Below are 26,955 nucleotides of genomic sequence, written 5' to 3' on the forward strand. Positions count from 1 at the left end.
TGCCGTACCGGTCGGTAAGGGTCTTCAAGATGTCTTCTTCGGTCCGGGGCGGACCGGTCCTACCTGATCGTCCGGCGATGGCCGCCACGGCAGCCCGAGCCGTCACGGATCGAGAGACACGATGTTCGCCGCGAACTCCTGCGGTGAGAGCACCTGGAGACCCGCGGGAATCTTGATCGCTGGCAGATCACGCACGTTGAGCGTGATGATGGCCCCGGCGTTGGCGACGACAGCCGCAGCCACCAGATGCTCGTCGTCGGGATCGGGGAGGCCGTACGTGCCTTCCAAGCCTTCCCACCCGTGGACTTCCGCGTCGTCGAAGTGCCGACGCATCTGCTCGATGAGGTATCGCGCCCACCTGGCTGCCTCAGCGACCTCCCTGCCTTGGGCGACCAGCTTCGCCGCCTGCTCGTACTCCAGCTCCTCGAGAACGACCCCGCTCCACACAGGTCGGTACATGCCCTCAATGGCAAGCGAGAGCAGGAAATCGCGCTGCAGATTCGGCCAGAGAACGCAGGTGTCAAGGAGGGCCGTGAACACCGGCCTATTCTGTCAGGCCCCTCCGACGGCGCCCGACGGCGCGACGGGCCTCACGCAGCCGCCGCAACACGGCATCGAGGTCCTCTTCGTCGTCGATGTCCACCGACGTGGCCTCAAGTGCCGCATACTGCTCAGCCCTGCGCTCCTCCCGGTAGGTGAGCAGGTCAGGCAGCAGGACTCGACGGTGCGTGCCGACGCGTTCAAACGGCACCTTGCCTTCATCAAGCAGCTTGACCACCGTCGGCCGGCTGACGCCCAGCAGGTCGGCAGCCTGCTGAGTCGTCAGCGTCAGGGTCCGCGGAGCCACCGTCACCGCAAACCCCCGCGCCAGGGCATCAACGACCTGACGAAGCACCGCGTACAGGTCGGCGGGCAGCTCTACGCGGTCACCGGCGGCGGCTCCGGCCAGAAAGTACCGCGGCTCCACCGCCCCCCGGCCCGCCCGCTCATGAGCCTGCAGGAAGTCATGGACCTGTGCGAGTTGCCGGCCAGGGTCCGGCAGGTATGTCTCTTCCCTCAGCGCAGCTGCGGTCATGTCCCCTCCTTGCCACAAGCATCGTAACCATTTTCGTTTCTTTCGTCTACGGATTCGCCGAGGTCGAGGGGCGACGGCGACCTGGCTACGAAAGGTGCGGTGTCAACAGAGGCAGCGCATCTGGTCTGGTGCGGGGTGGGCTTCACAGGAACCCGGGCGGCTCAGGGCGCCTCGACGCCGGAGATGCGGAACCGGTGCACCTCGGCGCCGCGGATCGCCGCCTGCTGCTCCGCGTCCGGGCCGGACCCACGGAAGGCGAGCAGCTGCTCGTCGGACTCCCACCGCTCGTACACGTTGACCCGGCCCGGCTCGACGAGGTCCGGGCTGACCGCGAAGTCGACGCAACCCGGCGCCAAGCGGGCCGCCCGGACGGCCTCCACGCAGGAGGCCAGGTAGGCGTCCCGCTCGGCGGGGTCGACGTAGAGGGTGCCGGCGACGATGATCACGTGACCTCCCGCGGTGAGCCGTCCGGCCCATCCTGGCATCCCCTGCCGGTCAGGCCCGGCTGATCGCGTTGGCGTGGATCGCCTCGTTCAGGTACGCGGCCAGCCCCGGCCGGATCTTCTCGAAGTAGGCGGTGAACCGCGGGTCCGCCACGTACATGTCGGCCAGCCCGGTGTGGATCTCGTACGAGCAGTCGTAGAACCAGCGGGTGATGAGCTGCCGATGCTCCTCGGCCAACGCCATCGCCTCCGGGCCGTCGGCCGGGGCGCCCGACTCCATCAGCGCGGTGATCCGCCGCGCCCAGTCCTCGTTGTCGGCCTTGTTGCGCAGCCAGTCCTCCTTCGAGTACCGGCCGACCCGCTCGGACGACTGCCGGTAGGCCTCGGTGCTCCCCCAGCGCCGCTCCGCCTCCTCGGCGTGCTGGTCCGGGTCGAAATCCCCGAAGACCTCGAACCGCTCCTCCGGCGTGAGCTGAATGTCCAACGTTCTCGCCTCCATCGCGAGCTCGATCGCCGCGACCATCTCGCGCAGCTTGCCGATCCGCGCGGTGAGCAGTTCGTGCTGCCGGCGCAGGTGCGGCAGCGGGCTCCCGCTCGGGTCGTCGAGGATCTCGGCGATCTCCTCCAACGGGAACCCCAGCTCCCGGTAGGCCCGGATGAGCTGCAACCGCTCCAGGTCGGCGTCGTCGTAGCGGCGGTAGCCGACCGCGGTGCGCCCGCTCGGCGACAGCAGCCCGATCTCGTCGTAGTGGTGCAGGGTCCGCACGGTCACCCGCGCGGCCCGGGCCACCTGACCCACCGTGTACGCCATCGTCCCCTCCCTTCCGCGACCAAGGCTCCCGCCTCCCGCTGCGTGAGGGTCAAGCCCGATTCTGGGTCCCAGCTCACACCAGCGTGCCGGAAACGCGACCGCCCCCGGTCTCCGGCGGGGGTGGCGGAGACCGGGGGCGTCCGGCGGCGGTCAGCTGGTGACGGGCTCCCTGGTCCGCTCGGGCGCGGCGAACGCCTCGCTGGCCGGGGTGCGGAAGGCGTGCACCAGGCCGGCGATCGACAGCAGCAGGAGCAGCGCCGCGCCGAGGTACATGGCCAGGGCCCCCTGCTCGGCCTTGCGGCCGAACTCGCTGAACCCGTACGAGGTGAGCAGCAGGCCGCGCAGCGTCTCACCCTTGAACACCGTCTCCCGCTGGGCGGTGACGTCGGCGAGCTGCTTCTGCAGGTCGGCCAGGTTGGCGGCGTTGGTCTGCTCGGCCTGGGCCACCTGCTTCTGCAGCGCGGTCTGCGGCGCGCCGAGGTCTGCGTACGTCTTGCCGCCGCCGATCGACTGCAGGTGCAGGCCGATGAACTCGTTGGCGTAGCACTCGGCCTGCTTGCCGGTGGTGAGCGGCTGGCCGGCGTACTCGCGCAGGCAGTCCGACTTCTTCTCCTCGTCGGTGAGTGTGTCGGCCGGCTTGAAGCTGATGTGCTGCGCGCCGAGCTGGTCGTGCACGTAGGTGTTGGCGAAGTTGGCGTTCGTCGTGAGGACGACGCCCACGACGAGCAGCAGGACCGCGAGGCCCAGCCCGCCGATGCTGAACAGCAGATCCAGCGTCCGTCGCTTCATGTCTGGCTCCTGAGTGGATGGTGACGTTCATTTGATGACCGTCCCATCGTCGCGGCCCGACAGCCGCCGGCAGCAGGGTCGAAACCCCCGTACCGGCCGGGACCTTAGGCCCCCTTCACCGGGTCAACACTGCTCGGCCCCGCGGCGGGTGAACTGGTCGAGGCTCAGTTCGCGCGCTGGCTCGGCTTCCTGCTGGTAGTCGATGACCAGGACCGACCCGGGCGACAGCCGCGCCAGGTCGTCGACGCGGAAACGCACGTCGTCCGAGCTGAAGGAGTTGTCCTCGGTGGCGGCGTACATCTCGAAGTTGACCACGCCGTCGGGAAGCCGCGACGGTGGGAAACCGGTCAGCGGCACGGTCGCCGGTGTGGTGGCGTCGTCGGGCACGGTGTATTCCCGGCCGGGCCAGTCCCATTCGGTGTGCCGGGGATGGTGGTCGTCGGCATCGGCGTCGAAGAGCAGCACCACGTCGGGCGGACGCGGGGTGCACCAGGCCAGCACGGCCACCGGCTGGCCGGACTCGTCCACGCTGAGGCCGATGGCCGCACCGATCTCAGGGGTGCAGGCGGTCAGGCCGGGCAGCGTGAGCAGCGCGACCGCGGACGCGGCGGCGGTTCGGCGCAGCGGGGCTCTCATGCTGTGACTGTCCCGCCACCAGGTCACCGCCCCGATCCGGGACCGTAACGGGTCGGTCCCGGTCAGTGCGCGACGTCGGCCGGGGTGAGCGTGGCGAGCAGCTCGGGCAGGGCGACGGGACGGCCGTACCGCCAGCCCTGACCGTGCCTGCAGCCGATCGCGGCGACCGCCGCGTGCTGGGCGCCGGTCTCCACTCCCTCGGCGACCACGGCCAGGTCGAACGCGCCGGCCAGCCGGTTGACCATCTCCACCGTGGCGTAGGCGCGGCCGTCGCCGGCGTCGAGTCGGGCCACGAAGGACCGGTCGATCTTCAGCTCGGTGGCCGGGATGCGGTGCAGATAGCTCAGCGAGGAGTAGCCGGTGCCGAAGTCGTCGATGGCGATGTGGACGCCGAGCTCGCGGAGTTGGGCGAGGCGTTCCAGCACCGTCTCGCTGCCGTCGATCAGCGCGGATTCGGTGAGTTCCAGGGTGAGCGCGCGCGGTGGCAGGCCGGCGGCCCCGACCGCCCCGGTGACGGTGGCGATCAGGTCGGGGCGACGCAGGTGGGCGGCGGCGATGTTGACCGCGACGGTGACCTCGGGGCAGTGCTTCCGCCAGGTCGCGGCGGCGTGGCAGGCCTGCTGGATGACCCACCGGTCGATCGTCAGGATCAGCCCGGTCTCCTCGGCCAGCGGCAGGAACTTGGCCGGGGTGAGCACCCCGAGGCGGGGGTGCCGCCAGCGGACGAGGGCCTCGGCGCTGCGGACCGTGCCGGTGGCCAGGTCGACGATCGGCTGGAATTCCATGAGCAGTTGGTCCTCGTCGACCGCGCGGCGCAGGTCGGCGATGAGCTCGGCCCGGCTGACCGCCGATTCGCGCAGCTCGGCGGTGCAGGTCCGGTACGCCGACTTGCCGGCCGCCTTGGCCGCGTACATGGCGATGTCGGCGTCGCGGAGCAGGTCGGTGTGCGAGGCGTGCTGCGGGCCGTACTCGGCGATGCCGATGCTGGCGGACGGGTGCACGCCGAGGTCGTCCTCGCCGGGCAGCGGCTGGAGGGCGGCGAGCAGCCGCTCGGCGAGCCGCTCGGGGGGCACCGGCCGGCCCCGGTCGACCAGCACGGCGAACTCGTCACCGCCGAGCCGGGCGATCATCCCGTCGGCGGCGACGGCCTCGCGCATCCGGTCGGCGATGGTGGTCAGCAGCCGGTCCCCGGAGGCGTGCCCGAAGCGGTCGTTGACCTGTTTGAAGCCGTCCAGGTCGAGCAGCAGCACGGCGACCGGGCCGCCGTCGCGCAGGGCCCGGCGCAGCCGGCGGGTGAAGGTCAGCCGGTTGGGCAGGCCGGTGAGCTGGTCGCAGAACGCGAGCCGGCGCAGCCGGGCGACCAGCCGCAGGTTCTCGTTGGCGGCCAGCCCCTGCCGCAGCGCCAGGACGCCGAGCAGGGTCATCATGCCGATGAAGATGAGGTGCGGGGTCTGGCCGGTGGGCCGCCGAGCGAGCACGACGGCGACGATCGCCCCGCCCACCGGCAGGTACGGCATGGCCACCCGCCACCAGGGCGGCAGCGGCGACTCCGCGGTCTCCTCGTCCCCGTCGGACTCGGCGGGCGGCCGGCATCCGGTGGCGGCGCCCAGCAGCAGGTAGCTGAGCGGCCAGCAGACGTCGATCGGGTGGCCGGGGGCGTAGGAGCCGCGCGCGACGAGGGAGACGTAGATCGCGTCGGCGACGGCCCGGGTGGCGAGGCTGGCGCCGATGAGGGTGAGCGGCCGCCACATCGGGCGGGCCGGCCCGGAGACCGCCACCAGGATGGTGAGCTGCATCAGGTCGAACATCGGGTAGAGCAGCCCGAAGGTGCGCAGCGGGTCGGCCAGGTCGGCGGCGGCGATGTCGCGGAACACCACCACCCAGCCCATCGGGATGAGGGCCAGCGCGACGATCACCCCGTCGAGCAGGGTGCGGGCCTGCTTGACCAGGCTGCGCGGGGCGGCGAGGGAGCAGAGCAGCGCGGCCGTCCCGGTGACGATGCCGGCGGTGAAGAGCCCGCCGACCAGCGGGGTGTGCGGCAGCGCGTCCCCGGCCAGCCGTTCGATCGTCCACACCGTGCGGCCGAGCGCGGCGAGCGCCATGGTGACCGCGAGGAGGACCCAGAACCGCTGCAGCGACGCCGGGTGCCGGCGGGTCACCCGGACGCAGGACACCGCCGCCCAGCTGGCTACGGCCACCGCGCCGAGGTCGCTGATCAGGGCGGCGTGCGGCAGGCCGGCGTTCAGCCAGCAGGCTTCGGCGAGTACGACGAACGCGGCCGCGACGAGCCCGACGCGGCCGGAGAGCGGGGAACGGACCCGCGCCGTGACGGCCCGGTTCACGTCCTGCTGGGGCACAACGATTCGCTCCGGCTCTCTCTGAGCGCACCCTCGACGAGGCGGACCGGTTGCGGACGGCGAACGGCGCCAGCCTAGGCCAGCGCGGGGGCCACCGCCAGAGGCGATCGGCGTACGTCGCCGGCGGATCAGGTGGCCGCCGGCGCGTCGCCCCCGCGGTAGAGGGCGACCAGGACGCCGTAGCGGGGCTCGTCGGGGCCGGCTTCCTGGGCGTCGCCGACCAGGTCGTCCAGGGTGGCCCGGAGCCGGTGCGCCTGCGCGGGGGTGAGCCGGAGGTGGCGCAGGTGCAGCAGCGGGTCGGGGTCGACCGCCAACTCCTCGGCGACCGCGCCGAGCAGCGCGGCGGTGGCGTTCGCGTCGCCGGCCCCGCCCACCAGCCGGCGGAACGCGCGTTGGTGGTACTGCTCGGTGCCACCGCGGACGTGCCGGGTGTGGGCGGTGCGGACCATGCCGGCCTCGGTGAGGACCTTGAGGTGGTGGGCGACGGTGCCCTTCGCCGCGCCGAGGCCGGTGGCGAGCTGGCTGATGGTGGCGGGGCCGGCGCCGAGCGCGAAGAGCAGCCGGTGGCGGAACGGGTGCGCGAGCGCCTTGAAGTGGGCCGCGGTGCGGACCTCCAGCGCATCGGGGATGTCGTCGGTCACGACGAAAGCGTCCAACTCTCTTGACGCTTTGTCAATCGGCTGCTCTACTGCCCTCACTCACAGTGGACAACCGGACGGGGGCACTCCGATGCGACAGGACGAGATCACCGGGATCGTCGAGCGGTCCGCGAAACTGGTCGCCGAGCACTACGTCTTCCCCGAGGTCGCCGAGCGGATCGCGGCCCACCTGGGCGACCGCCTGCGCGCCGGCCGGTACGCCGAGGTCACCGACCCGGCGGCGCTGGGCGCGCTGGTCACCGAGGACCTCCAGTCGGTCAACCGCGACCTGCACCTGCGACTCAAGCATCACCCGACACCGCTGGCCGAGGTCGACGACGACCCGGCCGACGAGCAGTTCACCCGGCTCGCCGAGACCACCATGGGCGGCATCGCCCGGGTGCAACGCCTCCCCGGCAACGTCGGAGTGCTGGACATCAGCCCGTGCCTCTTCCCGCCGCAGCTGGCCGGCGACGCCATGACGGCGGCGCTGCGGCTGCTCGTCGGCACCGACGCGCTCCTGCTCGACCTGCGCGGCAATCAGGGCGGCAGCCCCGACATGGTCGCCCTGATCTGTGGCTGGTTCTTCGTCGAGCCGGTGCACCTGCACACCATGTACGACCGGGCCGGTACCGGCCGCCAGTTCTGGAGCGCCGCCCACCTGCCGGTCCCCCGGTACGCCCCCGACAAGCCGGTTCACGTGCTGACCGGCCCGAAGACGTTCTCCGGCGGCGAGGAGCTGGCGTACGACCTCCAGCAGCTCGGCCGGGCCACGGTGGTCGGCGAGCGGACCGGCGGCGGCGCGCACCCCCGGGTCGGCTTCCGCACCCATCCGCACCTGGAGCTGACCGTGCCGGTGGCCCGGCCGGTGCACGCGGCGACCGGCACCAACTGGGAGGGGTGCGGGGTGGTGCCCGACGTCGAGGTGCCGGCGGCCGAGGCGCAGGACACGGCGTACCGGACGGCCCTGGAGAGCCTGCTCGCCGCGGACCCGCAGCGGCCCACGGCGGACGAGGCGCGGGAGGCCCTGGCGACGCTCTCCTGACCCGAGCCTCAGGACCATTCCTCGGCCGGGTCGCCGTCGACGACCGGGACCGGTTCGGCCGCCGCGGCGGCGGGCGGGCCGCCGTGCGTCCACGGGGTCTCCTCGGGGGCGGGGAAGTTCCCGGCCGGCAGGTACGCGTCCGACAGGGTGGTGAAGCAGAGCCGCTCCCCCACCTCGGGCACGCTGCCGGGCGCCGCGGTCAGCCCGCGGCCCATCCCGCCGGAGAGCTCGAGGACCACCTCGGTCTTGCCGTCCGCGCCGGGGGTCACGAAGACCACCTTGGCCTTCTGGCTCGGCCGGGCCGGCGAGTACAGGGTCGCGCCGACCGGCACCAGCACCGGTTCGGTGGTGACCACCTGGATGCGGGGGCGCAGCACCGGCCGCTTGCCGGTGTCGTCCACCCGCTTCGGGTCGGCCAGGGTCACCTCGCCGACGAACGCCTCCCCGGTCAGCCGGTGCTCGGCCATCACCAGCGGGTCGTCGTAGGCGCGCTGGACGGCGTACGAGGCGAGGGCCCGCTCCAGCCGGTGCAGCCGCACCGCCGCGGCCACCGCCCCGTCCCGGCGCGGCTGCGGCGCACCCCCGGCGTCGACGTGCTCGGCATAGCCGGTGAAGGCGTCCCGGTCGCCGTCCCAGCGGCCGGCCACCCGGGCCCCGGGCGGCAGCGCGCGCAGCAATCCCACGCCGCGCCACATCAGCTCCCAGGTGGGCGCGAGCTGGTCGCGCAGCAGCCCTTCCAGCTCCGCGTACGCCCCGGCGCGGGCGACCGGGTCCGCCTCGGCCTCGGCGTACGCGGCGACGGCCGGGGCGAGCCGGCGGTTGTCGAAGTCGGGGTCGGTGGCCGGGCCGGCGGGCGGGCAGACGTCCGGGTCCTCCGCGCGGGCGGCCGCCTCGGCGCCGGTCAGCCCGGCCGGCGGGTCGATCCAGCCGAGCAGCGCCGGCAGGTGCAGGTCCTCCACCGCGCTCTGCCCGGTCGCCCAGTGCAGGGTCAGCGCCTCGGTCATCGCCAGCAGCGCCGCCGCGCCGGGATGTTCGGCCCGCTCGGCGAAGAAGGTCAGCCAGCGGCCGAGCAGCGGCACCGACGGGTGCACCGGGTGCTCGCCGTCCGGGCGGCGGAACCGGGTGGAGCGGCCGAACAGCCGCAGGAAGGTGATCCCGGCCGGGTTGGGCACCAGCAGCTGCGGGGCGTCGACGTAGCGGTGGCGCACGTCCCGGCCCCGGTCGACCGGCACCGCCTCGGTCGCCCCGCGGAACTCGTCCAGGTAGGGCAGCACGATCCCGGCCAGCTCGGCGGCGAAGCGGAACCGCTGGTCGCGGTTGCGGGGCTGCGGCACGATCAGCAGCCGCGGCTGGTCGGCCGCGGTGCCGACCATGGCGGCGAGCGGGGCGTTCGCCTCGCCGGCCAGGGCGAGGGGCACCAGCACCAGCGGGCGCTCGGACAGGTGCAGGTGCCGGACGGTGGCGACCGGCTGGGCCACCCCGGCGGCGAGCGCCTGCGCCTTGGCGAGGGCGCGCAGCGTGCTCACGAGCTGCTCCCGGGAAGGCCGGCGGGTCGGGGCGTACTCATGCGGGGTGTCCGGCGAGGGCGTCGGCGCGCAGGCGCGCGGCGGCGCGCAGCAGCGCGGCGGCCTCCGCCTGCTCGGGCTCGGGGGCCCGCTCGCCGGCGGCGAGGGCCAGCACCTCGTCGACCTCGGCGACACCGCCCAGCGCCTCCCGCACCGGCCGGCCCAGCGCGGCGGTCTGGTCACGCGCCTCGTGCCGGCAGAAGTACGCCAGCTCGCAGGCGGCCAGGCACTCCGGCGCGTAACGGGCAGCCACGGTGGACAGCGCGGCGGTCAGGGTCGCCGGGTCGGCGGCCAGGTCGGCGGTGAAGTCCGCCGGCACCGAGGCGAGCAGGTCGTCGATGCGGGCCATCCGGTCGAGCTGGCGGCGCAGCACCAGCAGCTGCCGGCGGACGTCGACCAGGCTGGCCACCGGACGGTTGGCGAAGTCGCGCGGGCAGACCAGCACCACCTCGGGCGACACCAGGTCCGGGTCCCGCCCCTCGGCGGCCAGCAGCTCGCGCAGGGCCAGCACGTAGACGGCGGACTGGATGGCGGCGGCGGAGACCTTCGCCGGGTCGGCCTGGCCGTCGATCACGGGGAAGGACTTGATCTCCACGACGTGGAACCGGCCGCCGAGCCGGGCGGCGACCAGGTCCGGTTCCAGGTACACCCGCCGGCCGGCCACCGCCAGGCCGAGCAGCGGGTGGTCGAAGAGCGCCGCGCCGTCACCGGCGGCGGTGAGCACCGCCCGGGACCGCTCCTGGCGGTCCGGCAGGTCGTCCGCGCCGCCCAGGTCCGTCCAGCTCGCGCCTGCCGGCACCGGTACGCCCAACCGCTCCGCGACCAGCCGCAGCAGCTCCGCCCCGCCGTCGGCCTTCACCTGCGCCTCGAACGCGTTGCCCCGGGTGATGGCGAAGCGGGACTGGCCGAACCGGGCCGGGAAGCCGATCCGCTCGGCCAGCTTCGGCTTGTCCACCCCGGCGCCGTCCAGCACGGCCCGGCGGGTGCAGCCCGGGTTGCCGGTCAGCGCGGCGATGGTCCGGGCGTTGTGCCGCCGGGGCGGCACGCCACCCCGGATCTCGGCCAGGCGGTGCGCGGTGTCCGTCACGACAGGCCACGATAGCGGCCCTCATCGCGAAGCCGACCGGGCGACGCTGTCAGGGGCGCACGAGGAGCCGGATCGGTTTCAACCCGCCGGAGCTCCTTCCGGTTCGCGGACCCTGGCCCGCCGGACCAGCACCGCGGTGGCCGCGGCGGCGGCCGCCGCCAGCCCGGCCATCGACCAGAGGACCGTACGCAGCCCGCCGGTGAAGCCCGGGTCGGCGAGTCGACCGGCGGTGGTGCTGGCCAGTACCGCCCCGACCACCGCGATGGCGACCGTCTCGCTGGTCAGGCGTGCCGTATTGATCATCCCGGCGCCGGTGGCCGCCCGGGCCGGCGCGACGCTGCCGATCGCGATGGCGTCCAACAGCCCGATGGACAGTCCCACCCCGACGCCGATGGTGAGCAGCGGCCCGGCCAGGGTGGCGGTGTCCGCGTCCGGGCCGAGCACGGTGGCCCAGGCCGCACCGACGGCGACCACGGCCACCGAGACGACGGTGACCGCCGTGGCCGGGACCAGCCGGGTCAACGCCCCGCTGAGCAGCGGAAGCACCAGGGTCGGGGCGGTCAGCAGGATCAGCGTGGCACCGGCCGCGCCTGGGCTGAGTCCGACCACGGTGGTCAGGTACGCCGGGAGGTACACCAGCAGCGGTACCAGCACCGCGACGATGGTGGCCGCCGCCAGGCAGATGCCGAGGAACCGGGGGCTCGCCAGCAGGGTCAGGTCGAACATGGGGTCGGCCCGGCGGCGCTCCACCCGGACGAAGGCCACCAGCAACGCGACGGCGGCGGCGAACGCGGCGAGGATGACCGGAGCGCTCCAGCCGTACGCGGGGCCCTGCACGAAACCGAAAATGAGCAGCAGCAGCGCGGCGGTGAACGAGACGGTGCCCGGCCAGTCGAGGCGCCCGGGATGCGGCTGGCGGGACTCCGGCAGCAGCGGGACGAGGGCGAGCACCGCACAGGTGGCCAACGCCGGGGCGGCGAACACGGCTCGCCACCCGAAGCCTTCGATGAGCAGCCCGGCGATCGACGGGCCGAAGGCCAGGCCGACGCCGATCGCCGTACCGAAGAGGCTGAACGCGCGGGCCCGGGCGCGACCCTGGAAGGCCCCGGCAAGCAGAGCGGAGGCGCTGGTCGCGGCAGCGGCCGCGCCGACACCCGCGAGCGCCCGGGCCAGGTCGAGCAGCAGCACGTTCCCGGCGAACGCGGCAAGCAGCCCGCCGACGGCGAAGACGGCGACGCCCACGGCATACACCCGGCGGCGGCCGAGCAGGTCGGCGAGGGCACCGGTGGCGAGCATGAAACTGGCGAAGGTGGCGTTGTAGGCGTTCACCACCCACTGCACGCCGGCCAGGCTGGCGTGCAACTCCCGACCGATGTCGGGCAGCGCGACGGATGCGCCGGTCAGCGAGACCGGCAGCGCGATGGTGGACAGCAGGACGGCCACCAGCACAACAGCCGGGTGATTGCGCACGATTCTCCCCGTTCGGACGGCGGCCCCAGCGTAATTGCCGCAGGTGGGGACGGGTCCGATAGCGGGGTGAAGATCACACGGTCAGCGGCCGGCGGAGCGGTTCCAGGGCGAGCGGGGAGACAGGGCGCCCGCCGACGGCCGGCGGCGGCGACGGTGCCTGCGGCCGGGCGTGCAGGGCGGGCGGGAGACGGAGTGCAGCGGGGCGGGCGGCACAGTGGCCGGCTGGCGGCCGATCAGCCAGCACAGGAAGCGGGCCATGCTCAGCCGACCGGGAGGCGCTCGGCCTCGGCGCGGGAGAGGTCGTACTGGGCCCCGCAGAAGCTGCACTGCTTCGTCCAGCGGGTACGCACCGGGATCAGCGGGACGAAGAAGAGGGTGAATTTCGTGGCCCGCCGGGTGATGACCTGGGCCGCCTGGCTGCCGCAGGTGCGGCAGACCTCGGTGACGACGCCGGACCGGGCGACCTTGGTCCGGAGCCCGAAGATGAAGAACATCGCCCGGCAGTACCCAATGACGCCGCGAATATCACCTGCCACTTCTTCACCTTCCTGCCACCATGGCCGCGTGCCCGACCTGCCCTCCGTACATCCGCCGTTCCGCTGGGACCTGGTGACGCCGGCCAATCTCGGCACGCTGCTGGACGGCTGCGGGGAGCCGAACCTGCCGTACCTGGACGACCTGGTGGAGTGCGCGGCCAAGGTGGTCGCCCGCTCCGGCGGCGGCGACCTGGTCTTCGTGGGGCGCTCGGCCGATTCGCTCTTCGACCTGCTCAGCGGAGTGTTCGCCGACGACGAGCGGCGTGGGCGGCTGCACCGCCTCGCCTTCTCGGCGCGCTTCCCGCTGGGGCGGCTCCCGCACCGGGAGCTCACCGCAGCCCGCGAGTTGCTGCGCGGGGTCGGCCTCACCCCGCACCGGCTGGCCCGTGCCGCCGAGCCGGTCGCCCTGGTCGACCTGGTCTACGAGGGCGGCACCTTCGGCAATCTCTTCCACCTGCTCCGCCGCTGGGTCGACGAGGAGCGGGAGCCGTGGGACGTGGTCCGCCGCAAGCTCCGCTTCGTCGGGGTCACCGCCCGCCGCAAGACCAGCCCGCACGCCTTCCGCTGGCAGCAGGAGGCCGAGTGGACCCGGGAACTTCCCACGCCGGCGGTGGTGAACGTGTCGCTGCCGGCGTGGTGGAGCTACTTCGCCGACCAGCAGCGCAAGCTGACCAGGTCGTTCCGGCTGGCGGAGTGGACCGCCGAGGAGGGGGCGGGGCCCGGGCACGACGAGGAGACCCGGGCCGCCCTGGCGGAGGCGGTGTCGTTGGTCGCGTACGGACGGGAGCCGTCGACCCGGCGCCGGGTGGCCGCGCTGATGGCCACCGAGCCGGCGTACGCGCACCGCTGGTTGCGCAGCCTTGTGGGCCGGCTCTGAAAATTCTGCGAGATTGTCCGCACCGGGCTGTCCGGATCCGGGTCGGCTGTTCGTCAGGCTGGACAGGACCACGACAACGAGGAGCGCCCCATGAAGTACATGATGCTCGTCTGCACCGACACCGAGCCGGACAAGAACCCTGACGCCGCGCCCGACATCGAGAAGTGGGTGGCCGAGCGGGACGGCAGCGGCCAGCGCGTGACCGGCAGCCGGTTCGCGCCCCCGGCCGCGGCCACCACCGTCCGGGTACGCGACGGCGAGCTGCTGCTCAGCGACGGCCCGTTCGCCGAGACCAAGGAGGTGATCGTGGGCTTCGACCTGCTGGAGTGCGCCGACCTCGACGAGGCGATCGAGGTGGCCCGCGCCCACCCGATGGCGTACGCGGGGCGCATCGAGCTGCGCCCGCTGGTGGACTGACCGGATGACGGACGCGGTCGGGGTGGTCGCCGCCGCGGGTGCCGAGGCGTACCCGCGGATCGTGGCCACCCTGATCCGCGTCACCGGCGACTGGACCCTCGCCGAGGACTGCGCCCAGGAGGCCCTGGCGGCGGCGCTGGAGCGGTGGCCCCGGGACGGCGTACCGGGGAATCCCGGCGGCTGGCTGATGACGACCGCCCGGAACCGGGCCGTCGACGTGCTGCGCCGGGCCACCGTGGAACGCCGCAAGCTGCGCGACCTGGCGCTGCTCACCGACCCGGAGCCGACGCCGACGGAGGGGGACGTGGTGGACGACCGGTTACGGCTCATCTTCACCTGCTGCCACCCGGCGCTGGCCCTGGAGGCCCGGGTCGCGCTGACCCTGCGCACCGTGGCCGGCGTCCCCACCGCCGACATCGCCCGCGCCTTCCTGGTCAGCGAGTCGACCATGACCCGCCGGCTCACCCGGGCCAAGACGAAGATCGCCGCGGCCGGCGTCCCCTATCGGGTGCCGACCGGGCCCGCGCTGGTCGAGCGCCTCCCGGGTGTCCTGGCCGTGCTCTACCTGCTCTTCACCCGGGGGTACGACGCCGACGGCGAGCCGGCCTTCGCCGCCGAGGCGGTCCGGCTGGCCCGGCTGCTCGACCAGCTCATGCCCGAGCAGCCGGAGGTGGCCGGCCTGCTCGCCCTGGTCCTGCTGCACCACTCCCGCCGGGCGGCCCGCCGCGACGCCGACGGCAACCTGCTCACCCTCGACGAGCAGGACCGCGCCCGCTGGGACCGGACCGCCGTGGCGGAGGGCGTCGCGCTGCTGGACCGGGCCGGCCACGGCCCGTACGCCCTCCAGGCCCGGATCGCCGCCTGCCACGCCACCGCCCCGACCGCCGCCGACACCGACTGGCCGGCCATCGCCGGCTGCTACGACGAGTTGGCCCGACTCCGTCCCACCCCGGTCGTCCGGCTCAACCGGGCGGTGGCCCACGGGTACGCGTACGGTCCCCGGCCCGGCCTGGCCCTGCTCGCCGAGGCCCGGGCGGGCGGCGCGCTGGACGGCTACCCGCCGGCCCTGGCTGCGGAGGCCGAGCTGACCGCCCGCCTCGGCGACCGGGTACGCGGCGCGGCGCTGTTCCGGTCGGCGGCCGAGGCGGTGCGCTCCGAACCGGAACGGCGGGCGCTGCTGCGCCGGGCCGCCGACCTGGCGTGACGGGTCAGCCGCCGGAGCCGCTGGCCGCCACCAGTCGGCGCTGCCACGGCCGGCCGGTGGCGGGCGGAGCGCCCGGGTCGTCAAGCTCGGTCCGGGACCGGCGGGACGGGCGCGAAGGCTGGGACCGGCGGGTGGGCCGAGCCGCCGGACGGCTGCTGATCGGCGGGAACGGGCGGCGCGGCCGGGACGGGCGCGACGCCGGTGGGGCGGCTCATCATGTCGGTCATCGGGTCACCGCCCGGGCGAGCCGGTCGGCGCCGGTGAGCAGGGTCGCCCGTTCGTCCTCGACCGGCGGGGATGGCGGCCGGGTGCGCCGGCGGTGACAGGCGACGAGGTGGCTCGCCAGGATGGTGGTCGAGCCGGCCCGGACGCAGACGTCCGCTCCGGCCTGGAGCACGTCGGCGATGGTGGCGGCGTTCGCGTCCTGGTCGACGAGGACCGCCAGGACGCACCCCGCGGGCATCCGCCGGTGGGTACGCCGCACGGCCGCCACGTCCGGGCCGACCAGCAGCACCAGCTCGCCGGCCTGCACGTACTCGATGCCGGGCGTGTGCAGCACCCGCCAGGCGGCCGGCAGCTGGCGGGCGAGCCCGGTGACCCGGGTGGCGTCGCCGAGCACGGCGACGGCGGGGGCGGTCAGGTCGATGGTGGGCTGCATGGATCCCTCCTCGCTTCGGTGACGCATCCACCGTCGCGCGGGGATCTGGGGCTGGCTTGTGCCCTTCCTGTGGAAATCCGGGGAAGCCGTCGCCGCCCGTCGACCGGTCGGCCGGCGGCGGCCGATGCGAGCACCGCCGCCGGCGCGGGCAGGTCGAGGTCAGGCGCTGGTCGGTAGCTCCTCGGACAGCCAGATCGGCTGCCAGTCCGGCACCTCGTGGAAGCGGCGCAGCTCGTACAGCCCGGCCACGGTGCCGGTCCACGCCGCGTACGGGGGGTTGCCCTCGTCGAACCCGCTCTGCACGAGGGTCAGCCGCGTCTTCCCGCCGGACCCGGCCAGCTCCCAGTTGCTGACGCCGGTCGGTCCCCAGTCGACGGAGATCTTCCGGCCGGGCTCCAGGTCGATCACCTTGGCCGCGTACCCGGACTCGAAGCCGCCCATGGCATATCGGCCGCCGACCCAGGGCTCGATGCCGATCGGGAACCCGAACCAGGCGCTGGCCTGCTCCGAGTCGGTCAGGGACGTCCACACCCGCTCCACCGGAGCGTCGATCAGCAGCTCGGCGCGCAGCTCGGCGGAGGTGAAGTCGGTGCGGGGCAGCAACGGCTTGCCCTCGACGTGGGCGGCGAGGTTGGCGATCGACAGCGCCCAGAAGGTCTGCAGCGCGCCGCGGATGCTGCTGCCGCTCATCGCCTCGGCGAAGTCGAAGTGGCTCTGCCGCAGGGTGAGCACGGTGTCCTCCCCGCCGGGCGTCAGCTCGAACTCGGTGGTGGTCTCCACGCCGTCGAGCGTCCAGGCGAAGCGCAGCGTGCGCTCGTCGGCGTGGCGCAGCCGCTGGTGCGGGGCGTCACCCTCGGGGGTGTAGCGGCCCCAGAACTCGTAGCGGTCCGGCAACTCGACCTCGGCATGCTCGGCGAGCCAGACGCGCAGCTCGGCGGGGTCGGTCAGGGCGCGGCGTACGGCGTCCACCGGGGCGGCGAGACGGGCACGGACGGTCAGCGGTTCACTCACGGTCGTCACCTTTCGGATAGCACGCCACGGCGAGTTTGAAGGCGTCCCCCTCGGCGCCCCCGTAGCGCGTGAACAGGTCCTGCAGCGTCGTCTGCAGGTCGTGCAGGAACTCCTGCCGGCGCTCGGCCGGCACCCGGATCTCGCCGGACACCCCGATCGAGGGCAGTTCCGGCGCGCTGCGGTCCAGCGCGGCGATGTCGGCCTGGACCTCCTCCATCAGGTCGAGCAGGTAGCCCAGGCTCAGCTCGTCCTGCGCGCGGCGGGCCCCGCCGATCCGCCCGACGAGGCGGGGCGAGAGCCAGTACGACCGGGCGGCAGCCTGGTAGATGCCCTCGCTGATGCCGCGCACCTTGCGGGTCGAGACCTGCTCGACCAGGCCGGCCGCGACCAGTTGCTTGACGTGGTAGTAGACGCGCTGCGGCGTCTGGTCCAGCCGGGCGGCGATCTCGGTGCAGGTGCGGGGCTCGGCGAGCTGCCGCAGCACCTCGATGCGCTGCGGCTTGAGCAGGGCTTCGGCCTGCTGGCGCTCTTCCAGGTACAGGACGTCTCTCATGGCAAAATCAGTTTGTACGTACAAAACTTCTTTGTCAATGGGTTCGACGAAAGGCCGCGCGATGGCGCGGCCTTTCGTCATCGGTCAGCGGTCAGGGCGTCCAGTCGGGCCGCAGCGGGTAGCCGTTCACCCCCTGCGGGCCGTTCTGGGTGGCGAGCACCTGGTGCAGCTGGATGTCGTTGCGCTCGAAGGCCATCCGGGAACCCGCCATGTAGAGGCCCCACACCCGGGCGGTGCCCGGCCCGACCTCGTTGACGCAGAAGTCCCAGTGCTCCACCAGGTTGCGACACCAGCCGGCCAGGGTCAGCGCGTAGTGCTGGCGCAGGTTCTCCTCGTGGTGCACCTCCAGCCCGGCGTCGTGGATCTCGCTGATCAGCCGGCCCGGCCCGGCCAGCTCGCCGTCCGGGAAGACGTACCGGTCGATGAACGCGCCGGACCGGTGCGGGGCGCGGTTGTCGGCGCGGGTGATGCAGTGGTTGAGCAGCCGCCCGCCCGGCTTGAGCCGGCCGCGCAGCGCCCCGAAGTACGCCGGGTAGTTGCGCACCCCGATGTGCTCGGTCAGCCCGATCGAGGAGATCGCGTCGAACTGCTCGCGCGGGGCGTCCCGGTAGTCCAGGTGCCGCACCTCGGCCAGGTCACCCAGCCCCTCCCGCTCGATGGCCGCCCGCGCCCACTCGGCCTGCGCCTTCGACAGGGTCACGCCGAGCGCCTTGACGCCGTACTCGCGGGCCGCGTGCCGGACCATGCCGCCCCAGCCGCACCCGACGTCGAGCAGCCGCATCCCCGGCTTGAGCGCGAGCTTGCCGGCGACCAGGTCGTACTTGGCCCGCTGCGCCTCCTCCAGGGTGTCGTCCGGGCTGTGGAAGACCGCGCAGGTGTACGTCATCGACGGGCCGAGCACCTTCTCGTAGAAGGCGTTCGAGACGTCGTAGTGGTGGGAGATCGCGCTGCTGTCCCGGGACCGGGAGTGGCGCAGCCCGTTCAGCACCCGCTTCCACCGCGGCGCGGCCTCCTGCGGCGGGGGCGCCGGCGGCATCAGCCGCTCCCAGCCGAGCCCCCGGACCAGGGTCAGCGCCTCGCCCACCGACGGCATGCGCAGCTGCAGCTCGTCCTTGAGCACCTTGAACGCCTCGTACGGGTCGCCCGGGTGCACGCCCTCCAGGCCCAGGTCGCCGCTCACGTACGCCCGGGCCATGCCCAGGTCACCCGGGGCGGTGAGCAGGTAGGACAGGCCCCGCTCGGAGTGGATCGCCAGGGTGATCCCGGCGTCGGCCGGGCCGACGGCGCTGCCGTCGTACCCGGTGATGCGAATGGGGAGGTCGCGGGTGGTGACCGCGCGGACCACGTCCGCCACGGTCGGCCCGCTGCGCCGGCCGCCCGCCGGCGGGGTGGCCGGGGCGCCGGCCGCCCCCTGTTCTCGGTCGGTCAAACTCATTGTCGCGCTACCGCCTTCTCGTACAGTCCCGTGAGCCGGTGGTCCGGGTCGCAGCGGTCCTTCACGGCGCGCCAGGTCTCCCCGCCGTAGAGCCGGTCGAACGCCTCCCGGTCGTAGTACGCGTCGGAGTAGAGCGACTTGTGCCCGCCCACCTCCGACACCGCGCGCTCGATCTCCCGGTTGACGTCGCCGTCGGCGGCGCCGTCGGCGATCGGCACGCTCCCCCAGAAGCCGATGTTCACATAGGTTTCGCCCGGTTGGAGGGGATACAGCGGCCAGGCCCGGGCGGATCCGGGACCGGCCGGCTCGCGCAGCCGCAGCGGGCAGAGCCACACCGGGGTCATCCCCACCCGCCCCGCGAACCAGCGCAGGAACTCGGCGGTGCCGTCGAGCGGGATCTCCACGTCCTGCACCACCCGCTCCCGGGCCGGCCGGCCCCGCCAGCGGTCGATCCGGGCGGCCACCTGATGCCGGTGCTCCAGGCGGACCAGGCGGTGGTAGAAGTCGCTGCGCCGGTAGCGCTGCGGCCACAGCCGGCGGACCACCGGATGCTGCACCCCGAACGCCGCCGAGCACCAGAACCAGTCGGTGTCCCAGCGCCACAGGTAGTCGTACCCGGTGAGCACGTCGTGGGTGCGGCGGCGCAGCGAGCGGTAGTAGATGTCCTGGCCGGTGTAGTCGCTGGGCTGTCCGGCGGCGTCATCGGTGAAGGTGCCGAGCACCAGGTACGCCTCGCCGGGGCTGAACATCACCCCGTCCATCGTGTCGACCGGGTCGCCCTCCCAGGAGCCCTTGGCGACCACCTCGGCGACCGCGTCGGTCAGCTCCGCCAACCGGCTGAACCGGATGTTGCGCAGCGCCACGTACCGGCGGATCGGCTGCAGCTCGATGCGCAGCCGGGTCGCGTACCCGAGGCTGCCGAGCGAATTGGGGAAGGCCCGGAACAGCTCGGCGTGCTCCCCCACCGGCCGGGCCGTGACGATCTCCCCGGCCCCGGTGAGGATGTCCAGCTCCTGAACGGACTCGTGCGGCAGGCCGTTGCGGAACGAGGTGGACTCGATGCCCAGCCCGGTCACCGCGCCGCCGAGCGTGATGGTGCGCAACTGCGGCACGACCAGCGGCATCAGCCCGTGCGGCAGGGTCGCGTCGACCAGGTCCTCGTAGGTGCACATGCCCTGCACGTCGGCGGTCCGGGCGTCGGGGTCGACCGACAGCACCCCGGTCAGCCCGCTGACGTCCAGCCCGGGCGCGCGGGGCGCGGCCCGGGGACGGAACAGGTTCGAGGTTTGCTTGGCCAGCCGTACGGGCTCACCGGCGGGCACCGCGGCGTACGACCGCCGCAGCGTGTCCACCGCCCGTTCATGATCACGGACAGCGCGCATGAGATCACCTTACGCCTGGGCACGACGGTTCGTGGGATCACCACAGTGGCGGTTTCGCGTCCGGTCCACGACAACCGGGTTACCGTGGCGGGCATGTCCAGCCCCGCCATCGCCGCCCTCGACACCGCCGGACTGCCCTACCGGGTGATCCGGCACGGCCCGGTCCGCAGCCTCGCCGAGGCCGCCGAGGCCCGGGGCGTCGCGGTGCCCGACGTGGTGAAGACCATCGTGGTCCGCCGGGGCGAGGACGACCACCTGTTCGTGCTCACCCCCGGCGACCGGGTCATCTCCTGGCCCAAGCTGCGCGCCCTGCTCGGGGTGAGCCGGATGTCCATGCCGGACGCCACCGCCGCGAAGGCGGCCACCGGCTACGAGCGCGGCACCATCACCCCGTTCGGCTCGACCACCGCCTGGCCGGTCATCGCCGACGAGCGGCTGCGCGGCCGGGAGATCACCCTCGGCGCGGGCGAGCACGGGGTGGCCGTGGCGGTCGACGCCGACGCCGCCATCGCCACGCTCGACGCGACCATCGCCGACGTCACCGACCCGGAGCCCGACCGCTGAGCGCTGGCCGACGACTCGCCGGCGGGCATAGCGTGGGGGACATGCCGAAAGCCGTCTGGAACGACCTGATCGTCGCGGAGAGTGACGACACCGTGGTGGTCGAGGGCAACCACTACTTCCCCCGTACGGCGTTGCGCGACGACCTGATCCGCGACTCCGCCACCCACACCGTCTGCCCGTGGAAGGGCACCGCCTCCTACTACAGCCTCGAACACGCGGGCGGGACCAGCGAGGACGCCGTCTGGTACTACCCGGACCCGAAGCCGGAGGCGGAAATGGTCCGCGACCGGGTGGCCTTCTGGAAGGACGTCCGGGTCGTCGACTGAGTCACCCCGGCGCCGGGGCGGCTGGCGATCGACCATCGCCGTGGGTCAGGATGCCCCCATGTCCGACCCGCGCACCGACCCGCCCGGCACCGTCTACGCTGCCCGCCGTACCGGCCGCCCCGGCCTGCCGCAGGACCCGCTGATGCGGATCGCCCTGGGCGTGGCGGTGCTCGGCGTACTCCTGGGGGTCTTCTTCGCCACCGGCGTGCTCGGTGGCGGCAGCGACCAGCCGGTCGTGCCCGCGGCGGCCGTGCCCACCCCGGCGGCGAGCGAGTCGAGCGCGGCCGCGCCCACGACGGCGGCCGGCCCGACCACGCCGACCGCGCCGTCACCGACCGCCGCACCCACCACCCCGCCGGCCCCGGTGAACGGGCCGAAGGTGTTCCACTCGGTGCCCTCCGGGCTCTGCCTCGGCCTGGAGAGCGACCAGCAGCAGGCGAAGGCGCAGCTCGCCCCCTGCACCGGCGGTCCGGAGCAGCAGTGGGTGGCCAGCCAGCTCGGCCCGGACGTGGTGGCGCTGACCGTCGCCGCCTACGGCCAGTGCCTCGACGTCGAGGGCGCCAGCACCGACGACGGCGCGAAGCTGCAGCAGTACCCCTGCCACGGGCAGGGCAACCAGCAGTGGCGGCTGACCCCGGTGGGCAACGGCGCGGTGCTGCTGGTCGCCGGGCACAGCGGCAAGTGCGCGCAGGCCGAGGGGGCCGGCACCCAGCCCGGCACCAAGCTCGTGCAGGCCCCCTGCACCGGCGCCCCCGAGCAGCAGTGGAACCTCGGCTGACCGGTCAGCCCCGATAACTCCAGGCCCGGCCGCCGGCGGCGACCGGAACCGCGAACGACGGCTCTTCCTCCCGGCGGCGCAGCAGCAGGGAGAGCCCGGCCGCCCCGATCGACAGCGCGCCGGCCGCGTACCAGGCCGGCGCGTAGTCGCCGAGCTGGTCCCGGACCAGGCCGGCGCCGGTCGCCGCGAGGGCCGCGCCGACCTGGTGGGCGGCGAACACCCAGCCGAACACCACCGCGCCGGAGGCCCCGAACCATTCCCGGCACAGGGCCACGGTCGGCGGCACGGTGGCCACCCAGTCGAGGCCGTAGAAGATGACGAAGACCAGCATGCTCGGCTGGGCGCTGTCGGCGAAGAGGCTCGGCAGCACCAGCAGCGACCCGCCGCGCAGGGCGTAGTAGGCGCCGAGCAGCAGCCGGCTGTCCACCCGGTCGGTCAGCCATCCGGAGGCCACGGTGCCGGCGATGTCGAAGAGCCCCACCAGGGCGAGCAGCCCGGCCGCCGTGGTCTCCGGCATGCCGTGGTCGTGCGCGGCCGGCACGAAGTGGGTGCCCACCAGGCCGTTCGTCGTCGCGCCGCAGATCGCGAAACCCCCGGCGAGCAGCCAGAACGGCCGTGTCCGCGCGGCCGCGGCGAGCGCGCCGATCGCCCGGGCCGCCGCCCCGCCTGCCGGCGGCGTCGCGGGCACCACCTCGGTCGCGCCGTAGGCGGGCAGGCCGAGATCCGCCGGGTGCTCGCGCAGCAGCCATCCCACCAGGGGTACGACGGCCAGCGCGGCCCCGGCGACGACCAGCGCCGCGACCCGCCAGCCGTGGTCGCGGACCAGCACGGCGACCAGCGGGAGGAAGACCAGCTGCCCGGCCGCCCCGCCCGCGGTGAGCACCCCGGTGACCAGGCCACGGCGGTGCACGAACCAGCGCCCGGTCACCGTCGCCACGAACGCCAGCGCCATCGAGCCGGTGCCGAGCCCGACCAGCACGCCCCAGCAGAGGACGAGCTGCCAGCTCGCGCTCATCATCACGGTCAGCCCGCTGCCGAGGGCGACCAGGACCAGCGCGGCGGTCACCACCCGGCGGATGCCGAAGCGGTCCATCAGCGCGGCGGCGAACGGCGCGGTGAGCCCGTAGAGCATGAGGTTGACCGAGACGGCGGCGGAGATGGTCGCGAGCGGCCAGCCGAACTCGGCGTGCAGGGGGTGCAGCAGCACGCCGGGAGTGGCGCGGAAGCCGGCCGCGCCGACCAGCGCGACGAAGGAGACCCCGGCCACGAGCCAGGCCGGGTGCAGACGCTGTCGGGTCACGCTACGAGTCTCCGGGGCCCGGCCCGCCACGACGAGTGGCCGGAAAGCCATCATGCGCAATAATCGAGCCATGACTGTCGTGCCGCACCGGATCGCGGTGCTCGCCCTGGACGGAGTGGTCGGGCTCGACCTGGGCACCCCGGCCCAGGTCTTCGGCACCGCCCGGACCGGCGACCTGACCCCGCTCTACAGCGTCGCGACCTGCACCCCCGGCGGTCGGCCGATCCGCTGCACCGCCGGCTTCCAGGTCCTCCCCGACCACGGTCTGGAGCTGCTGGAGTCCGCCGACACGGTGATCGTCCCCGGCGTCCACGAGGGCCCGGCGCTGACCGACGGGACGGTGGACCCCGAGGTGGCGGCGGCGCTGCGGGCCGCCCACGAGCGCGGCGCCCGGGTCATGTCGATCTGCACGGGCGCCTTCGTGCTGGCCGCCGCCGGCTTGCTCCACGGCCGCCGGGCCACCACCCACTGGGCGTACGCGGACCGCTTCCGGCGGCTGCACCCGGGGGTGGACCTCGATCCGGAGGTGCTCTTCCTCGACTCCGGCGGGGTGCTCACCTCGGCCGGGGTGGCCGCCGGCCTCGACCTCTGCCTGCACGTGATCCGCACCGACCACGGCAGCGAGGTGGCCAACCGCTCCGCCCGCCGCTGCGTGGTCCCGCCCTGGCGCGACGGCGGGCAGGCCCAGTACATCGAGCGCCCGGTGCCCCGGACGGCGGACACCGGCACCGCCGCCACCCGCGAGTGGGCCCGGCAACGGCTGCACGAACCGGTCGCCCTGCGCGACCTGGCCGCGCACGCCCGGATGAGCGTACGGACCTTCACCCGGCACTTCCGCTCGGAGACCGGGCTCAGCCCGGCGCAGTGGCTGCTCCAGCAGCGCACCGAACACGCCCGGCTGCTGCTGGAGACCACCGGCCTGACCGTCGACCAGATCGCCCGCCACGCCGGCTTCGGCACCACCGCCGCGCTGCGGCAGCACTTCCACCACCGGGTCGGCGTCGCCCCGACGGCGTACCGGCGTACCTTCCGGCGGTCTCCCGACCCTGCCTGAACGAGTAGCTGCGAAACTGCCGGAGTAGTGGATCCGCCCTAACGGAGGACGGCTTCGCCGAGGGGCGTACGCCGATAGCGGATCTCGTGCCGGTGTCGTTCCCCGGCAACGAACCCGGCGTCGCGCAGCACCGACAAATGCTCGGAGACCGTCCCGGCTGCCAGCGCGTGGCGGTGGGCCAGCGTCGTCGTGCTGGCCGGCTCGTCGAGGCTGAGCAGCAGCACCGCCCGGGTTTTGCCGATCAACCGGCCCAGAGCCACATGCCGATCGGCGGAAAGGGGCTGCCAGAGCGTGCCGAGCCCGCGCGCCGGATAGATCACGGTGGGCTGCCAGGGCGGGTCCACGATGACGACGACCTGATCCCACTTGAATGCGCTGGGCACCAGGACAAGCCCCTCGCCGCGCAGATCGCGGCGCTCGTCGTCGCCGTACTCGCGGGTCAGCACGCCGTTGTTCCAGCGGAGTCGTGGATGCAGCTCGGCGAACAACCGGTCCAGACCGCCTTCGGCGAGACGTCGGGTCTGGAAGCCCACATCGGCGTCGAGCAGCCCGCGTACCTGCGGCCAGACCGGTTCGACCAGGACCTCCCACGCCCGCTTCACGAGTGAGACCAGCGTCTGAAGAACAACAGCCGGGTCGCCCAGCAGGAGCCGTCCGGTCGCCGACTCGGCCGCCCCTGGGTTGTCCGCCAGGGACCGTCGCAGCTCTGCGCGTACCCGATCGTGGTCAGTGGCCGCCACCGCCGCGAGCTCGTCCTCGAACCGGACGTGCGGGCTGACCGGAGGCGGCGAGAGGAAGTCGGGGGTGTAGCCGCGACGCGGCTGGAGCAGGGTGATCGGCCGCAGGTCGAGTTCCCGCGTGTCGATGGTGTCGAACCAGCGGCGGTGCGGGCCGACGCCTTCGCGTGGGGAGAGCAGGCGCACCGCGGACAGCGTCTCGAGCATGGGCGAGATGGCGAAGCGGCAGCGCAGCAGGTCGGCAGGGCTGAATCGCAGCGCGACCGGCATCCGCACCACCTTCCCAAGGAGAAGAGATTCGGCCGTTGCCGAATCACTGGCGGCCACGGTACCCGCGCTCGCAGAGTGTCTCCCGTCTGAACCGACGATCATGAGGAGAACAAGATGAACCCGAACGCCGACTGGGAGCAGCGCAGCGCGGACCTGTGGGCGGCCTTCAACGCGGCACCCGACGACTGGGACGGAGCGGACTTCCGCGAGCGGGTCGGCGCCCTCGCCGACGAGTTGGGGGCGGATCATCCGGTGGCGGCGTTCGAGCGGGCCTCCGCCTGGGACTCGACCGGTCACTCGGACAAGGCGCTGCCGCTCTACCGCAAGGCGCTGGAGCTGGGCATCGACGGCATCCGCCGGCGGCGCTCAGTGATCCAGATGTCCAGCTCGCTGCGGAACATCGGGCAGCCCGGGGAGAGCGTCCGGCTGCTGACCGAGGAACGTGAGCGCGGCTCCGACGAGCTCGACGACGCGGTCAGCGCGACGCTCGCGCTGGCTCTGACCAGCGTCGGCCGGGAGCGGGAGGCAGTGTCGATCGCCGTCGGGGCGCTCGCCAAGCACCTGCCCCGCTATCAGCGGTCGATGGCCAACTACGCCCGGCTCCTGGTCCAGCCCGACTGATTCGTCGACTGGACGGGTGCCTGCGCTCAGGCGAGGTGCGGCTGCCGGCGCAGGGCGCGGAGCTGGGCCAGGTGCATGGGCAGGTGGACGCGGGTGTGCAGGTCCATCACCCGCCCCCAGGGCAGCGAGTCGTCCACGTCCAGGTCGAAGCCCTCCCGCAGCACCGTGTCGACGGAGGTCTCGGCGGCCGGTCCGAGCCGCTCGGCAAGCGTGCAGAGCTTCTGGCTGGTCCCCCGGAGCAGGGCGGCGAGCCCGTCCAGCCCGCCGCACTCGGCGACCAGCGCGTCGAGCTGCGGTCGGTGGATGGTCTCCAGGTCGTAGTAGGCGAACGGCGAGCCGGCCAGCACCGCCTCGGTCGCCTCGCTCATCAGCTCGTCGTTGGCGGCCAGGTGCGCCACGATCTGGTCGGCGCCCAGCTCCCCGTCCTCGGGTGGCCCGAACCCGCCCGCGTCCACCTCCGCGAGCACCGTTTCGTACGCCCGCCGCAGCGCCGCGGCGTCCACCTCGTCCATGCCCGCATCCAACCCCCGCGCCCGGCGACCGCACCGCGACTACCCCGCCCGGTTCACCCGGACGGGGTCCTGTCCAGGATCCGGAGACGCCGCTGGCCGGCACCCGTGTTCGGGTGCCGGCCAGCGGCTTGTTCACGCTTTGCGTCAGCTGTTCCAGTGCTGGGCGACGAGGTCGGCGGCCTGCTGCTCCCACTGGGCGTAGGCGTCCGGGTAGGCCGAGACCTGCACGGTCTGGGCGGCCTCGGTCAGCGGCATGTCCTGCCACCCGTCGACCTGCTTCAGACCCTTCTCGAACGCAAGCGTCGAGTACTCGGGGTTGGTGATCTGCTCCGGCGTACCCCAACCACTGGACGGGCGCTGCTGGAACAGACCCAGCGAATCGTGGTCGTTGGCGTCACCCAGGTGGCCCAGGTTCTCCAGCTTCGACTCCTGCAGCGACGTGGCGATCGAGATGACCGCGGCCCGCTCCGGCAGACCCGCCTTCTTCGTCGCCGCAATGATCGCCTTCGCATTCGCCACCTGCTCATCGTTCAGAGCGATGCGCGACTGCTTGCCCTGCACACCGTGCGGGATCAGCTTGCTGGTGTCCGGCTTGTCGGCCTGCACCGCGACCGGCTTGCCCTCGACGGGACGGGCGTCGGCGTGGGCGGCGATCGGACCGGCGAACACACCACCGGTGAAAGCCAGACCAGCAATACCCAGCACGCTCTTACGCAGCATCGTGTTCATGACAAAGCTCCATTCGGGGGTCGACGCCCGCGCCGATGGGGGTCAGCAGCAGACGCAAGCACCGTCAGGCGCTCA

General features: G+C 73.5%; 30 protein-coding genes. 9 read left to right on the plus strand and 21 right to left on the minus strand.

The genetic code is table 11. The features are described from left to right. Positions 1 to 102: 102 nt before the first annotated feature. The 8 genes from Q2K19_RS05565 to Q2K19_RS05600 form a co-directional block, all read right to left on the minus strand. Positions 103 to 540 carry a PIN domain-containing protein gene (locus tag Q2K19_RS05565; protein WP_302768153.1) on the minus strand — a complete coding sequence of 146 codons (438 nt, stop codon included), beginning with the start codon at positions 538 to 540 and terminating at the stop codon, positions 103 to 105. Positions 541 to 544: 4 nt separating this feature from the next. Beyond that, positions 545 to 1,075, minus strand: coding sequence for a helix-turn-helix domain-containing protein (locus tag Q2K19_RS05570; RefSeq protein WP_302768154.1), 531 nt, complete (start codon positions 1,073 to 1,075; stop codon positions 545 to 547). A 161-nt stretch (positions 1,076 to 1,236) separates the two neighbouring features. Continuing rightward, entirely contained in the window at positions 1,237 to 1,521 is a 285-nt protein-coding gene (locus tag Q2K19_RS05575; protein WP_458329367.1) for a putative quinol monooxygenase, read from the minus strand. Positions 1,522 to 1,570: 49 nt separating this feature from the next. Continuing rightward, positions 1,571 to 2,329, minus strand: coding sequence for a MerR family transcriptional regulator (locus Q2K19_RS05580; protein ID WP_302768156.1), 759 nt, complete (start codon positions 2,327 to 2,329; stop codon positions 1,571 to 1,573). Positions 2,330 to 2,479: 150 nt separating this feature from the next. Further along, entirely contained in the window at positions 2,480 to 3,118 is a 639-nt protein-coding gene (locus tag Q2K19_RS05585) for a hypothetical protein (RefSeq protein ID WP_302768157.1), read from the minus strand. Positions 3,119 to 3,241: 123 nt separating this feature from the next. Next, a complete protein-coding gene (locus tag Q2K19_RS05590) occupies positions 3,242 to 3,754 on the minus strand; it encodes a hypothetical protein (protein WP_302768159.1) in 513 nt (170 codons plus the stop codon). Between the two features lie 62 nt (positions 3,755 to 3,816). Beyond that, a complete protein-coding gene (locus Q2K19_RS05595; RefSeq protein WP_302768161.1) occupies positions 3,817 to 6,111 on the minus strand; it encodes a putative bifunctional diguanylate cyclase/phosphodiesterase in 2,295 nt (764 codons plus the stop codon). A gap of 128 nt (positions 6,112 to 6,239) precedes the next feature. Beyond that, positions 6,240 to 6,752 (minus strand): ArsR/SmtB family transcription factor, encoded by a 513-nt coding sequence (locus tag Q2K19_RS05600; protein ID WP_302768163.1) that lies wholly within the window; start codon positions 6,750 to 6,752, stop codon positions 6,240 to 6,242. 88 nt (positions 6,753 to 6,840) lie between these two features. Here Q2K19_RS05600 and Q2K19_RS05605 point away from each other — a divergent pair, with 88 nt between their 5' ends. Then, complete coding sequence (locus tag Q2K19_RS05605; RefSeq protein WP_302768164.1) at positions 6,841 to 7,794, plus strand: S41 family peptidase; 954 nt, start codon at positions 6,841 to 6,843, stop codon at positions 7,792 to 7,794. A gap of 8 nt (positions 7,795 to 7,802) precedes the next feature. Here the strand turns inward: Q2K19_RS05605 and Q2K19_RS05610 are convergent, their stop codons facing one another. From Q2K19_RS05610 to Q2K19_RS05625, 4 genes are all read right to left on the minus strand, one after another. Continuing rightward, positions 7,803 to 9,320 (minus strand): hypothetical protein, encoded by a 1,518-nt coding sequence (locus Q2K19_RS05610; protein WP_302768165.1) that lies wholly within the window; start codon positions 9,318 to 9,320, stop codon positions 7,803 to 7,805. Between the two features lie 37 nt (positions 9,321 to 9,357). After that, the gene (locus Q2K19_RS05615; protein ID WP_302768166.1) at positions 9,358 to 10,446 is read right to left on the minus strand and encodes a hypothetical protein; all 1,089 of its coding nucleotides are present in this window, start codon (positions 10,444 to 10,446) and stop codon (positions 9,358 to 9,360) included. 78 nt (positions 10,447 to 10,524) lie between these two features. Continuing rightward, a complete protein-coding gene (locus Q2K19_RS05620; RefSeq protein WP_302768168.1) occupies positions 10,525 to 11,916 on the minus strand; it encodes an MFS transporter in 1,392 nt (463 codons plus the stop codon). Between the two features lie 260 nt (positions 11,917 to 12,176). Then, the gene (locus Q2K19_RS05625; protein WP_302768170.1) at positions 12,177 to 12,452 is read right to left on the minus strand and encodes a zinc-ribbon domain-containing protein; all 276 of its coding nucleotides are present in this window, start codon (positions 12,450 to 12,452) and stop codon (positions 12,177 to 12,179) included. Between the two features lie 28 nt (positions 12,453 to 12,480). On the opposite strand from Q2K19_RS05625, the gene Q2K19_RS05630 reads away from it, so the two are divergent. From Q2K19_RS05630 to Q2K19_RS05640, 3 genes are all read left to right on the plus strand, one after another. Continuing rightward, complete coding sequence (locus Q2K19_RS05630) at positions 12,481 to 13,329, plus strand: hypothetical protein (protein WP_302768171.1); 849 nt, start codon at positions 12,481 to 12,483, stop codon at positions 13,327 to 13,329. 90 nt (positions 13,330 to 13,419) lie between these two features. Continuing rightward, a complete protein-coding gene (locus Q2K19_RS05635) occupies positions 13,420 to 13,746 on the plus strand; it encodes a YciI family protein (RefSeq protein ID WP_302768172.1) in 327 nt (108 codons plus the stop codon). 4 nt (positions 13,747 to 13,750) lie between these two features. Continuing rightward, a complete protein-coding gene (locus Q2K19_RS05640) occupies positions 13,751 to 14,950 on the plus strand; it encodes an RNA polymerase sigma factor (protein ID WP_302768173.1) in 1,200 nt (399 codons plus the stop codon). 223 nt (positions 14,951 to 15,173) lie between these two features. Here Q2K19_RS05640 and Q2K19_RS05645 read toward each other — a convergent pair whose 3' ends face one another. The 5 genes from Q2K19_RS05645 to Q2K19_RS05665 all read right to left on the minus strand — a co-directional run bounded on the left by Q2K19_RS05645 (position 15,174) and on the right by Q2K19_RS05665 (position 19,989). After that, the gene (locus Q2K19_RS05645) at positions 15,174 to 15,608 is read right to left on the minus strand and encodes a hypothetical protein (RefSeq protein ID WP_302768175.1); all 435 of its coding nucleotides are present in this window, start codon (positions 15,606 to 15,608) and stop codon (positions 15,174 to 15,176) included. A gap of 159 nt (positions 15,609 to 15,767) precedes the next feature. Further along, positions 15,768 to 16,619: an SRPBCC family protein gene (locus Q2K19_RS05650; RefSeq protein ID WP_302768177.1), complete on the minus strand. Its 852-nt coding sequence runs from the start codon at positions 16,617 to 16,619 to the stop codon at positions 15,768 to 15,770. Next, positions 16,612 to 17,172, minus strand: coding sequence for a winged helix-turn-helix domain-containing protein (locus tag Q2K19_RS05655; RefSeq protein ID WP_302768179.1), 561 nt, complete (start codon positions 17,170 to 17,172; stop codon positions 16,612 to 16,614). The genes Q2K19_RS05650 and Q2K19_RS05655 overlap by 8 nt, the downstream gene beginning before the upstream one ends. Before the next feature lie 91 nt (positions 17,173 to 17,263). Further along, a complete protein-coding gene (locus Q2K19_RS05660; RefSeq protein WP_302768181.1) occupies positions 17,264 to 18,607 on the minus strand; it encodes a class I SAM-dependent methyltransferase in 1,344 nt (447 codons plus the stop codon). Continuing rightward, on the minus strand, positions 18,604 to 19,989 hold the full coding sequence (locus Q2K19_RS05665; protein WP_302768182.1) for an FAD-binding oxidoreductase: 1,386 nt from the start codon (positions 19,987 to 19,989) through the stop codon (positions 18,604 to 18,606). The genes Q2K19_RS05660 and Q2K19_RS05665 overlap by 4 nt, the downstream gene beginning before the upstream one ends. 93 nt (positions 19,990 to 20,082) lie before the next feature. On the opposite strand from Q2K19_RS05665, the gene Q2K19_RS05670 reads away from it, so the two are divergent. The 3 genes from Q2K19_RS05670 to Q2K19_RS05680 are packed head-to-tail and all read left to right on the plus strand — an operon-like array spanning position 20,083 to position 21,657. Then, on the plus strand, positions 20,083 to 20,553 hold the full coding sequence (locus Q2K19_RS05670; RefSeq protein WP_302768183.1) for an aminoacyl-tRNA deacylase: 471 nt from the start codon (positions 20,083 to 20,085) through the stop codon (positions 20,551 to 20,553). 41 nt (positions 20,554 to 20,594) lie between these two features. Beyond that, positions 20,595 to 20,879 carry a DUF427 domain-containing protein gene (locus tag Q2K19_RS05675; protein ID WP_302768185.1) on the plus strand — a complete coding sequence of 95 codons (285 nt, stop codon included), beginning with the start codon at positions 20,595 to 20,597 and terminating at the stop codon, positions 20,877 to 20,879. A gap of 58 nt (positions 20,880 to 20,937) precedes the next feature. After that, positions 20,938 to 21,657 carry an RICIN domain-containing protein gene (locus Q2K19_RS05680; protein ID WP_302768187.1) on the plus strand — a complete coding sequence of 240 codons (720 nt, stop codon included), beginning with the start codon at positions 20,938 to 20,940 and terminating at the stop codon, positions 21,655 to 21,657. 4 nt (positions 21,658 to 21,661) lie between these two features. Here the strand turns inward: Q2K19_RS05680 and Q2K19_RS05685 are convergent, their stop codons facing one another. Continuing rightward, positions 21,662 to 22,957 (minus strand): MFS transporter, encoded by a 1,296-nt coding sequence (locus Q2K19_RS05685; protein WP_302768188.1) that lies wholly within the window; start codon positions 22,955 to 22,957, stop codon positions 21,662 to 21,664. A gap of 52 nt (positions 22,958 to 23,009) precedes the next feature. Between Q2K19_RS05685 and Q2K19_RS05690 the strand changes: the two genes are divergently transcribed. Next, positions 23,010 to 24,011 carry a GlxA family transcriptional regulator gene (locus Q2K19_RS05690; protein ID WP_302768189.1) on the plus strand — a complete coding sequence of 334 codons (1,002 nt, stop codon included), beginning with the start codon at positions 23,010 to 23,012 and terminating at the stop codon, positions 24,009 to 24,011. Positions 24,012 to 24,049: 38 nt separating this feature from the next. Here Q2K19_RS05690 and Q2K19_RS05695 read toward each other — a convergent pair whose 3' ends face one another. Next, entirely contained in the window at positions 24,050 to 25,018 is a 969-nt protein-coding gene (locus Q2K19_RS05695) for an ArsR/SmtB family transcription factor (protein ID WP_302768190.1), read from the minus strand. A 114-nt stretch (positions 25,019 to 25,132) separates the two neighbouring features. Here Q2K19_RS05695 and Q2K19_RS05700 point away from each other — a divergent pair, with 114 nt between their 5' ends. After that, entirely contained in the window at positions 25,133 to 25,639 is a 507-nt protein-coding gene (locus tag Q2K19_RS05700) for a tetratricopeptide repeat protein (protein ID WP_302768191.1), read from the plus strand. Positions 25,640 to 25,665: 26 nt separating this feature from the next. On the opposite strand, the gene Q2K19_RS05705 is transcribed toward Q2K19_RS05700, so the two are convergent. After that, complete coding sequence (locus Q2K19_RS05705) at positions 25,666 to 26,142, minus strand: hypothetical protein (protein ID WP_302772289.1); 477 nt, start codon at positions 26,140 to 26,142, stop codon at positions 25,666 to 25,668. Positions 26,143 to 26,295: 153 nt separating this feature from the next. After that, on the minus strand, positions 26,296 to 26,880 hold the full coding sequence (locus Q2K19_RS05710) for a hypothetical protein (protein WP_302768192.1): 585 nt from the start codon (positions 26,878 to 26,880) through the stop codon (positions 26,296 to 26,298). Positions 26,881 to 26,955 lie beyond the last annotated feature (75 nt).

The organism is Micromonospora sp. NBRC 110009, assembly GCF_030518795.1.
Classification (GTDB): domain Bacteria; phylum Actinomycetota; class Actinomycetes; order Mycobacteriales; family Micromonosporaceae; genus Micromonospora.